Origin of the sequence: Segetibacter sp. (genome assembly GCF_025963695.1) — a bacterium.
Classification (GTDB): domain Bacteria; phylum Bacteroidota; class Bacteroidia; order Chitinophagales; family Chitinophagaceae; genus Segetibacter.
Map to the genome: position 1 here is coordinate 1 of NZ_JAOQAH010000043.1, position 11,895 is coordinate 11,895.

Here is an 11,895-nt window from a genome sequence, read left to right on the forward strand (position 1 = left end):
AACGAAGGCTTAGATGCGCGATTAACCATTAATGAAATCAAAGAAGTGCTGGTACATTTATATGCTTATGCCGGGTTTCCACGAAGTTTGAATGCTATCTCCGCGCTACAAAAAGTTGTTGAGGAACGTAAGCAAAAAGGCATCAGCGATGTGGCAGGCAAAGAACCAACGAAAGTCGCAAACACCAAAAGCAAGTTTGCATATGGCAAAGATGTTCAAACAAAGTTAACCAGCTCTACAGCCACAGGCGCTCCACAAAAGTTTGTTGCAATTATTGATACCTTTTTAAAAGAACATTTGTTTGCTGATATTTTCCGTAGGGATATTTTGGATTTTAAAACAAGGGAGATTGTAACCATTTCGGCTTTAGCTTCTCTTGGTGGCACAGAAAATCAATTGCGTTCACACTTAAATGTAGGTTTGAATACCGGACTTACACCAGCGCAGTTACAAAGCATTGTTTCAGTGCTGCAAACAACGGTGGGTAGCAAAGAAGGCAGTACAGCAAACCAGGTATTAGAAGCAGTTTTGAACAAGACAGAGAAAATTAATTTGCAAGGCAGTAGCAAAGTAAATGAAGGTGAAATCTTTCCGAAAGGCACAAGAATATCAAACAATAATTTCACCGGTACAGCATGGCTTCAAATGCTTGTAACCAACGATACTACCTTCAATACTTCAGTTGGTAACGTAACATTTGAACCGGGCGCCAGAACAAGATGGCATTATCATCCCGGCGGTCAGATATTACTGGTTACGAATGGTATTGGCCGTTACCAGGAAAAGGGTAAGCCGGTAAGAGAACTTCATAAAGGAGATATTATAAAGTGCCAACCCAATATTCAGCATTGGCACGGTGCAGCTCCTGATAGTGAATTAAGTCATGTTACAATCGGCACAAATCCTAGTAGAGCCCCTGTTGTGTGGTTGGAGCATGTTACTGATGAAGAATACAATAACCCCCTGCGGTGATAGAAATGGAAGCTACTTTGGTATCTTTTTGCTTTTTACATTCGCCTTCAAAACATAATTAAACATTGCGGGATTAGAACTAACTAAAACGATCTACCTTTAAGGGTGATGCGAAGCTTTAAAGGAAAACGTGTTCCATCTTTTTTTCTTCTCACATCAAGAACTACTTCACGTTCACATTGTCTTGCTGCATAAACTTGAATTTTAAATTACTGTACAAAAATTCGATATAAGATTTGATGCATGTTCTAAAAAAACAACTGTTTTTTATCAACAGCAATTATAAAGATACATTCAATGAAAACCACAGGGGTAAGACCTTCAGCCAATAAATGGCACTAACTAGAAGTACCTAAAACACCCTTCTCAGGTCTTACAAGCAGAGGGACCCGGTTCAAACCCGTGTGCTCCCACTTTACAATCAGCAGTTAAGATAAAACTTAGCTGCTTTTTTTATTTGCACACAAACCAATATTTCTTAATGATATCGGTCCTTCCATTATAGAAACTAGTATCGATTCGTTTCTCCTGTTATCAATTACAGGTTTGTTTTCCTTCATGGTTATATCCACTACCTGTGCTACATAAGTGTTGTGACAAAAGTATGTAGCCACACCTCGACTAATGTTATTGTTACCCTGTCACCAATTAGCCTTTTCTTTCACTAGTTTCAATACCACTGTCTGTCTGCATCATAATCGTTGTCTTTCCTCACTGGTTTATTCTTAGCTTTTTCAAAAAATTCTAGACGAAAATCTATACGGTCTTTGCCAGCGAATTCATCTAAAAATGATTGCTCTGCACCTCCAAGAAAGTTTAACCCCCGGAGCTCTGGTTCCACCAATTGTTATGTTAGAATCAACCTTCCACTCCTTAGTTAAATGATTGTTTACTGCACCAGCAGGAAAACGATTTTGAGAGTATCCAAAAGGGCCTTCAGGTATACCGCCGGCTTTTACGTAGTAAGCCATCAGGTTGTCCTTTTCATCCAACGTTTCTCTGTAAGTAGCCGTATAGGTAGGTCTATGATGGCATATCATCATCAGGTATATACTGATTTAACGGGCGCATTTATTTTTTGAGAAATAACAGCCCGTACAACAACCAATTGAAATCTTGGTGCTAACTGCCCGATCGAAAATTTTTCTTCTATCAAAAAGCGAGGGGAACAATTAACTTCGGTAAAAACACTGCTGCGGGTATAGCTTGAAATATATTTTATGGCAAAAGAAAAATTTTCAGGAGGTCAGCAAGGCGCGGCGCTAGACCGTGTTGACGGCAGGCAGAAAGTAACCGGTGCAGCAAAATATTCCGCCGATAACATACTACCAGGATTGACATATGCCGTATTGGTTGAAAGCACCATTGCAAAAGGCCAAATTAAAAACATCGATACAAAAAAAGCTGAAAGGGCACCCGGTGTTCTTGCAGTAATTTATCATGGCAATGCGCCTGCAATACCGGGATACGAATCTGGTGGCAATCCTGCCAAACCTCCCACCGGTGGTGAACCTTTCAGAGTATTTCAAAATGCACATATCTATTTCGCAGGTCAGCCCATTGCTATGGTTATTGCAGATACTTACGAGCGTGCGATCTACGCTGCCACGTTAGTTAAAACTGAGTACAATAGAGAGGACCACCAGACCAGTGTTGAAGCCAATAAAGACAAAGCAGCTTTACCAAAAGGCCCACGTTATGCCAACTATGTAAGAGGTGAAGCCGATGCATATAAGAATGCAGCCATTAAAATAGAAGCCCAATATATTATTCCTGTAGAAGTGCATAACCCTATGGAGCTTCATGCTACAACTGCCGCCTGGGACGGAGCCGATAAGGTGACGGTGTATGATAAAACGCAGGGTGTAAAATCGACCCAAAGAAGCATTATGGATGCTTTTAAGCTGAAAGAGCAAAACGTACAGGTAAATGCCGATTTTGTTGGAGGAGGCTTTGGGTCGGGTTTGCGTACATGGCCTCATGTGATAGCTGCAGTGTTGGCTGCGAAAAAAATAAATAAGCCTGTTAAGCTCGTATTGACGCGTTCGCAAATGTTTACCATGGTGGGTTACCGGCCCTATTCGTGGCAAAAAATAGGTTTAGGTGCTACGCCTGATGGAGTGCTTACCGGACTTACACATGAGGCTATTTCCGAAACATCTACTTATGAAGAGTTCACCGACAGAACGGTAGACATTTCCAAGGTCATGTATGCGTGCCCAAATGTAAATACAAGGTATAAGATCATCGCTCTTAATAAGAGTACACCTACGTGGATGCGAGGCCCGGGAGAAGCTACAGGCGCTTACGCCTTGGAATGCGCAATGGATGAACTGTCTTATGCATTAAAGCTTGACCCGATCCATTTACGGATAAAAAATCATGCAGATGTTGATCCGGTGCGTAACCTTCCCTGGTCAAGTAAGTTTCTAAAAGAATGTTACCAAAAAGGTGCGGAAGCAATTGGATGGAATAAACGAGATCCCAGGCCTAACGCTATGCGTGAAGGTGAATGGAAACTAGGATATGGAATGGGAGCTGGCAACTTTAACGCCAACCGAGGCAGGGCAACAGTTAAGGCTACTTTATTAGCAGGGGGTTCACTCGTATTGCAAAGTGCAGTAAGCGACAGCGGACCAGGAACTGCAACTACTATGACTGGCATTGCTAGTGAAGTATTTGGTTTATCCCCCCATAAAATAACTTTCGAATTAGGAGATTCATCGCTTCCGCCCGGACCTACACAGGGGGGCTCCACTACTACTTCTACTTTAGGTTCGGCAGTACACGATGTATGTGTTGCGTTGCACCAAAAGATGGCCGAACTGGTAACAACCAAACCCGGTTCAGTGCTACAAAATGCAAAGCTTGAAGAGCTCCATTTTGCAAAAGAGTTCATCACATTAAAAACCGATCCTTCAAAAAGAGTTGCTTATGCAGAAGTTTTAAAGCAAAGGGATCTTTCAGATCTGGAAGTAACCAAAGACTCCCAGGCAGGAGACGAAAGGAACAAATATTCTATCTACTCTTTTGCTGTTCACTTCGTTCAGCTACAAGTGCATGAGGCAACCGGGGTTGTTCGCATAAAAAAAGTAGTTACAGTAGCGGATGCAGGAAAGATCATTAACGAAAAGACTGCCGGAAGCCAACTTATGGGAGGTGTAGTTAGCGGCATCGGAATGGCCCTTATGGAAGACGGTGTGTTCGATCATCGCTTTGGACTTTTTGTAAATAATAACCTTGCTGATTACCACTTACCTGTGAGTGCCGATGTACCGCATATAGAAGCACTGTTTATTGATAAACCCGACCCTTTCATAAATCCGATGGGTAGTAAAGGTTTAGGTGAAATTGCTAATGTTGGTTTTGCTGCCGCAGTTGCAAACGCCGTTTATCATGCAACGGGAAAACGAATTAGAACTTTACCCATTACTCCTGATAAATTAATTATATAATAGAAGAAATAATTCTAAAAATTGTTTTGATTTAGTATTGCGATAAACGGAGATCACGAACGTCTTTGTCCTTGTTGGTTTTTGTCAGCAGCGCCGTTGCACGTGTTGCTCACGAACCAGGAGACTACTATAACGTAGGCAGAGATGAGTAATAAAATGAAGCCCCACTCAACAACGAGAAAAATATATTTTAAATAAAGGTTGAGGCGTGGCATATCGGTCGCCAACAATGTTGATTGTTGAATAGCTTCTGTAAGGCTACTTTTGCGGGCTCCGCGTGGCCTGGAGATTTCTAAAAGTGCTGCTTACTTTATTATCTAGCTGTACCATCCTCTACATTTTAAACAGTGCTGCTTCTTGCATTTCTGCTTGCCATCCATTCGGTTGGCGTAATTTGGTAGTGTTCCTTAAAGCACTGCGTAAAATAAGAGGGACTGCTAAATCCGGTCTTATAAGCAGCAGTACTTACATCAGCGCCTGCAGCCATGTGCTCTGTTGCTTTTTGCAACCTGTATTGCCTGATTAGCTCGTTGGGCGAGGTGCCGAGCAGGGCTTGTAATTTGCGGTTAAGCGTGCTGCGGCTCATGTTCATCGTTTTACTTAGGTGGTCAACCCCCAGGTTAGCGTCGTTAATTTTTACGTCTATCTCAGCATACAGTTGTTGTAAAAAAGGGTGGCTAACAGGGGCTACTATTTCAACAGGAGCCGATGGAAGGACCATTTCCTGTAGCTGTACCCTTACGTTTTGTTGTAACTGCAGCAGGTTGGCAGTACGCAGGTCCAGCTCCTGTAGGTTAAAGGGTTTGGTAATATAATCATCGGCACCCGTTTTCAGGCCTTTAAGTTTAGCCTCGGTTGCTGCTTTAGAGGTAAGCAGTATAAATCCAATGTGGGCTGTGCGGTTGTCCGTTTTGCAGCGATGGCACAAACCATATCCATCCATTTCTGGCATCATCACATCGCTAATTACAATGTCGGGCAACTCTTGCAAGATAATTTCCCATGCTGCCGCTCCATCCCCAGCTTGCAGGCACTTATAGGCAAGGCTCATGCTTTCCACTAAAAAGCCCCTTAATTCAGCGTTATCTTCTACAACCAAAACAATTGGAACGGCACCTCTGCCATTTGTATGGAATGAAACAGGTTGCGCTTCTGTAACGTGTAAAATTGGCCTTAAGTAATCAGATGCCATTTTTTCGACGGGGATTTGTATAATAAAACTGGTTGGCCCACCTATTTGGCTTTGTACAGCAACCTGCCCGTTCATAGTGGTAATAAGTTCTTTTACCAATGCCAGCCCTATGCCTGTACCGCCGTGGTTCCGTACGGGGGTATTATCCACCTGGTAAAAACGCTCAAATATTTTGTGCTGCTCATATGCACCAATCCCCAAACCGTTATCCATAACTACAAGTTCCATTATATCGCCTGGCAGTGCAGTTAACGATACGGTTACCTGGCCATGGGCTGGTGTAAATTTCATGGCATTACTTAGCAGGTTGGTGAGTACTTTCTCCCATTTTTCTTCATCAAAAGAATACATTCCTGCAATACCGTGATTGATGAAATGCAGTTCGATATGTTTTGCGGCTGCTGCGCCTGCAAATGTTTGAACACAGGCGGCAACAAACAGGTGTAGTTCGCCCATGGAATTTTTCAGTTTCACCTGGCCATTAATAAGCTTACTGAAGTCGAGGAACTCATTGATTAATCGGAGCAACTGATGGGCGTTACGCTGTGCTGTTTCAATGAAACGGATAACAGGCGCAGAGAGCGTTTTATCCTGCAGTAGTTTTTCTAATGGCGAAATGATAAGGGTAAGCGGGGTTCTAAATTCGTGGGTGATGTTGCTGAAGTAACGGTCTTTTTGTTCGTCCATTTCGCGCAATCGAATCGCTTCTTTCTTCTCAAATGCAAGACTTTGTATTGTTCGAAATCTTTTGACTCTGAAGATAAAATACTGCCTTGCAAGGAGGGATAGCAACACAGCATAGATCATATACGCCCACCAGGTGGCCCAGGTGGGGGGAAGTATCCTGATACGGAGCGTTCTTTCAAAACTGCTCCATGCACCATTTGTTGTGCTGGCATTTATATGCAGGGCATAAGTGCCAGGTGGCAATGCCGCATACGAAGCAGTATTGTCGTTACCGTTTTCTATCCATTCCTTGTCGACTCCCTCCAAACGGTAGCGGTATTTTGCTTTTAATGCTTGGTTAAAGTACATGGCTGCGAACTCAAAACGCAGATAATTCTCATTGTGGTTCAACTCCACCGACGTTAAGGTGCTTAACGGTTGCTGTACAATGCTGCCTGCAACATCAATGTTTTGTGACCGGTTGTTTATCTGAAAGCCGGTAAGCATTACCGGAACATCCTTATGCGTAGTGCTAAAGTCGAAATTGACCGGGTCAAAAATGGTGTAGCCATCAAGTCCTCCAAAGCAGAGCCGTCCATCCGCAAAGGCAAACTTATGCGCCCTGTTGAATTCATTTCCGGGTAGCCCGTCAGTTTTCTCAAACACCATTAATTGGTTCGTACCATACTTTAACCTGAAAATGCCTTTGTTCGTGCTGCACCAGATGGTTCCAAACCGGTCTGGCAGTATGCAATAAATGGTATTGTTTGGCAAGCCATCCTCTACGGTATACACCCGCTGCAAGCCTTTTTGCACATCCCAAAGTATTAGTCCACCACCCCTGGAGCCGATCCAGAATTTACCGGGAAAAATCGGATCAGGGCAAATCTCTGTTAAAGCTTTCGGCATGGAACCGGCGGCTAAAGTGCCGTGAAACTGGTTTATTATTTTCCGGCCATCGTATTGCAATAAGCCGTGTTGGTAGGTTGAAATCCAGGTATAGCCACCAATGTAAGCTGCATCTGCAACTTCTACACCCTTCATGCCTTCCGCATCGCCATCATGTTTCGTTGGGGGTAATGCCGGATCTTTCCATCGGTACCATGCAGATTCACTCTGGTCATAAGCAGCAAGAATGTCTCCCGGAAGATTTACCAGTGCGGTATGCCCCAGGTTGCTTGCGAGGCCGGGCAGTGCCTGTACTCCCTTTGCATTTAGGCTAAAAACCTTGCTAATGCCATTAAGGCTACCCGCAGCATAAAGGTTGCCCCTGGTATCGCGTACCTGCCGGAAGTAATAAGTTGCTTCATCATTATTCCACGCCTTTGGCAAACCAACCGCACTTCCGAAGGCTTGTTGCAACACGTCTGTTATGAAGTTGTTTTTGTAAGCAAACGATTTAAACGCCGGGGCGTGGAGGTCTACTTTCAACAATCCTTGTGCATCTACACTCACCCAAAGCACATCAGTACGATCAATAAACATTACGTTTATCCGTAAGTCGGGCCGCCGGGTATTTTCCCATAGCATTTTCAATTGCCCGTCGTCCTCAAGCCGAAAAATGCGGCCGGCATTGGTAAAGTAAGGTCTGCCCTTGCCATCTATGTACATTAATTCACTTGGTACTGTTGGTTTTTTATACTGCTGAGGAATGTTTAGGATACGGCTGGTGTTACTAATTATGTCGAGGAAGATAAGCCTGTTACCATCAAGGAGCAGCAGGTTGGTTGGAGACAACAACGCAATGCTGTAACTATCTACCTCCTGCAGTTGACTAAACCATTTGGGTCGTTTTTTTACTTTCGTATCAAACCTGTACATCTTAAAGTGTTTACGGTTGCTATCACTTACCTGTACTCCGTTTGCACTTACCAGGTACAAGGTGCCGTTCGGCGCCTGAACCATTGCGTGAACGGTATCCTGTTGCAATAAGCCATTTGCCCGGTTAGCATATGCAACTTTTCCGTCTTTGTGTTCTATCCAACCTACCCCTTTATCATTGATGGTGGTAAACAGTAGTCCTGATGTTGCCGAAACTCTCCCAAACCAATCCCATCGGGCGTTAGAAAGATTACGGTTGTTTTGTACCTGTCTATTGCGGGTTACTTTAAAAGTGCGCATGTCGTATGCATCGGCTTGCATAACACTGTAAAAAATTGGGAGAACGTTGTTGACCGGAACACCAAGGCAACTTATAGCGTTTGCGGCAAGACTACCCGGCTCATTCGGAAGAAATCTTATGGTCTTGAAATTTCTGCCGTCGAAGCGGCACAGGCCATCAAGGGTGGCAAGCCAGATAAAACCGTCTTCATCCTGGGTAATACCACTGATAAAACTCTGCGGTAATCCTTCTTCAACGCCATAATGCTGCTCGTTGGTAAGCAGCAACGATTGCGAACTTGCCGCGTTACAATAGAACAAAAAATGTATAACTATTAAAGCTGGCAGAAGCAGTGAGTTGTTTTGTTTACCCAACTGGATTAGATGTTTTTAGGGAAGTTATGATAGGAAAAAAATATAAAGAAATTCAGTCAATTACGTTACACATCAAATGGTTGCAGCATTTAGTTCTTAAAACTCCTTTTCATTGCCACGAACGATGCAATCCCTAACTTTTCGATAAACCCCGAAGACAAAAGGTACGCCACGATGGCTTAACATCATCGCGTACCAATTAAACTTTTTAGCCGCATAATAATGAAAGGCGAATATGTAGACGGTATCATGCTATATAGATTGGGCAGCATAAAAACTTTCTTTTGACGGAACAAGTAGTGCAATCATTTTTTTGGGCCAGGCGTTATTGCTACTGTTTTACATCGTTGCGTCGCACCCTTTTACTTTTTGTACAATATTCAGCAATGCACCCATTGTTCCGTTTTTCACGGAAATCAACCATGCAGCAAGCCATGTCATTGTATTAACAGCTAATATTATTTAAAGCGGACAATTGTAATACCTGTTGCCGGTAAAAGATGCTATAAAAAGATGCGGTACAAGTGAGTGACACAACCGGAGTTGAATAAAGAAAAAAGGATCAAACCAAAAAAGGCTTCATAAGTTAATGACATTGATGTGAAGTATAATTATGTTTCTGCAATCAACTCCGGCGTAACAATTAAGGCTAATAACAAAGGTTTTGCAAGGAGAATGCATCAAAATTGATAGCATTTGAACCAATACTGGTAGCCGGGCGCCATGGCTCAACCTACTTTCGTAAGCGACTTAACAGTACACCCGCGTCCACTTTTTCAATACCAAAATACCTGCACCATGATTTTTGCATCTACACTTATAAGTTCGGTCCTTAGCAGCGCCAAAAAGCCTGGCACTAAAAGAAATTTCATTAAAACCTTTGTGCTAATAAGCATATTCTTTTTTTCGTCTGCACAGGCAATAGCTGGTTGGTATACCGACCACGCCCAACAATTTTTTAAAGCGAATTACAATGCGTCAACCGGCTCAATTCACCTTGAATCGTTTGCACATAATGGTTCTGTTTTTGGCTGTTGCGGGGTAGACGGAACGACCGAGCTAACAATGAGCAATGCCACATTCTACTACACAGTAGACAATGTGAATTATGTTCCATTTTATAATTATGTATATGACTGGTCGGTTTTCCAAAGTGAGAATAAGTACGGAAATACCATAAATACTTCTGCAGGTGTACCTGACGGCTATAATCGCATTCGGTATATTGATTTCTTTCTTACAAACACCACAGCAAACATTAAAGGTATCAGAGTAGACGTTCAGCTTAGGCGGGGCAACGGAGGGGGTATACAGGGTGGCTATGATAATACAAGCGATACAAAAGCGATTACCACTACGCTCATGAGTACTATTAGTACGCCAACCTACAGTTTTGTTACGGTTCTAAATAATGGGATATATGAAGCGAAAGCCAGGGTTAGCTATTCAAAAGTAGTTTTGAATGAGGTGGATAACCAAAGCACTATTGCATTGTACGATGCTGGTACAAATACAAAACTCACGGGGGATTTGGCTATAGCTACAAGTGGCTCAGCCGATGCGGCAGTAGCCAATGCACCTAAGGACTACTACTATCGCCAGTCAGCATATAGCAGCCGAATAACCAACAACTCTGCTTCTGTTTCGGTACCCGCATTTACCCTACCCAAAACGGCTTTGGCTACCTACAACGCTACTACCCAACAGGTTGCCTTTACATGGACCATTGATGCAGTAAGTTCTAATAATGCTGTTACGGACAAATTCAAAATACAGGTTGCCGACAACGCCAATTTTACTGATGCCCGAGAGGTAAGTTTTGATTATGACCGAACAAAGACGAGCTACACCTACAACATTGACAAAGACCTCTCGCCCCAGATGTACATACGGGTGGCGCGGGCCTTCCCAAACTTCAACTGGGAGTTGGCAAAACAGGCGACGGTTGCTGTGGCATTCAATGCTCTACCTGCAACCGCAACGGCAGTATTATTCAACAACAACTCCGCGCTTATTACCTGGAATCCGCTTACCTCAGCATGGATACCCGGTGCATCATTTATAATTTATCGATCAAACAATACTTCAAATAACCAAAGCGAAATTAAACTGGCAAAAGCGGATTTTGAAAAAGGGACCTACACAGACAAACAAATTTCTATATGCAATAGTTACAGTTATGCATTGCAGATTGTACCACCACTTACTTCTAACTTCTCTGCTTTTGCCGCAGTGCAGGCAACCGGAAATGTGCTCCCCATACAAATAGGTAGCCTGGTTCAACTTGAAGTTTCAAAAGGCTATTTCCCTGACCGAACTGAACTGCGCTGGACGAGTAGTGGAGCGTTTGACAACTTTATTATAAAACGCGCAACCTACGGTAGCAACGATTTTGTACAAATGGCATCGGTACCCGGCTCTGCCAATACCGAGTACCAAACCGATGATACCAAAGGAAGCCCCGGTGTGTATTATAGCTACCAGGTTATGGGCGTGGTGAAGTGTAATAACACCTCAATATTTTCAAATGAGTCGCTAACAAGTATCGGCTTTAGAAGCCCGACCGGTAACATATATGGACGAATAACCTACGACAACGGGCAGGCAGTGGAAGATGTAGCTGTTCGCCTGCAAAGCAACAGCCAGGCGCAGTTGGGTAAAAGCATTTACCTAAACGGCACTACAAATAGCTACCTGCAGCTTGATAGCACAACAGCACCATTTTCCGACTCTTCATTTACTGTAGAAGCCTGGATAAAGCCTGATGCGGCTAGCCCATCCAACCAGGTAATTTTTTACAGAAACAACCAATACGTGTTAGGCTTTGATGCCAACGGAAAGTTGTCCTTCTCCTTCAAGGGTTTTACAGCCACAGGCAACTACAGCAATTCATCAAACACTTTTGTTCATGTAACAGGCATACACACCAAAGACTCCCTGTTCATTATGCTGGGGAATGCTGTAATCGGCCGTGCTCTTGCGCCTTACTCCACTTCTACGCCAAACCAGGTGGTATACATCGGAAGAGGGCTTCCCACCCAATTGTTCAAAGGCTTTATCGACGAAATACGGGTGTACAATGTGGCCTTAAGTATTGAAGAGGCAACTAAGAATCAAACACGATTGTTTACCGGC

6 protein-coding genes are annotated in these 11,895 nt (G+C 43.3%); 3 read left to right on the forward strand and 3 right to left on the reverse strand.

Features of this window, described 5'->3' with window-relative positions:
• Window positions 1–972 (forward strand): carboxymuconolactone decarboxylase family protein (locus tag JWR87_RS07695; protein WP_297817855.1); only part of this gene is annotated, 972 nt, incomplete at its 5' end.
• A gap of 440 nt (window positions 973–1,412) precedes the next feature.
• Here JWR87_RS07695 and JWR87_RS07700 read toward each other — a convergent pair.
• Both JWR87_RS07700 and JWR87_RS07705 read right to left on the reverse strand, forming a co-directional pair.
• Window positions 1,413–1,586, reverse strand: coding sequence for a hypothetical protein (locus JWR87_RS07700; RefSeq protein WP_297817858.1), 174 nt, complete (start codon window positions 1,584–1,586; stop codon window positions 1,413–1,415).
• 165 nt (window positions 1,587–1,751) lie between these two features.
• Window positions 1,752–2,015 carry a hypothetical protein gene (locus JWR87_RS07705; protein ID WP_297817861.1) on the reverse strand — a complete coding sequence of 88 codons (264 nt, stop codon included), beginning with the start codon at window positions 2,013–2,015 and terminating at the stop codon, window positions 1,752–1,754.
• 177 nt (window positions 2,016–2,192) lie between these two features.
• Between JWR87_RS07705 and JWR87_RS07710 the strand changes: the two genes are divergently transcribed.
• Entirely contained in the window at window positions 2,193–4,427 is a 2,235-nt protein-coding gene (locus JWR87_RS07710) for a xanthine dehydrogenase family protein molybdopterin-binding subunit (protein ID WP_297817864.1), read from the forward strand.
• Window positions 4,428–4,767: 340 nt separating this feature from the next.
• On the opposite strand, the gene JWR87_RS07715 is transcribed toward JWR87_RS07710, so the two are convergent.
• On the reverse strand, window positions 4,768–8,760 hold the full coding sequence (locus JWR87_RS07715) for an ATP-binding protein (protein WP_297817867.1): 3,993 nt from the start codon (window positions 8,758–8,760) through the stop codon (window positions 4,768–4,770).
• A 798-nt stretch (window positions 8,761–9,558) separates the two neighbouring features.
• On the opposite strand from JWR87_RS07715, the gene JWR87_RS07720 reads away from it, so the two are divergent.
• Window positions 9,559–11,895: LamG domain-containing protein (locus JWR87_RS07720; protein WP_297817870.1), on the forward strand; the 2,337-nt coding region annotated here is incomplete at its 3' end.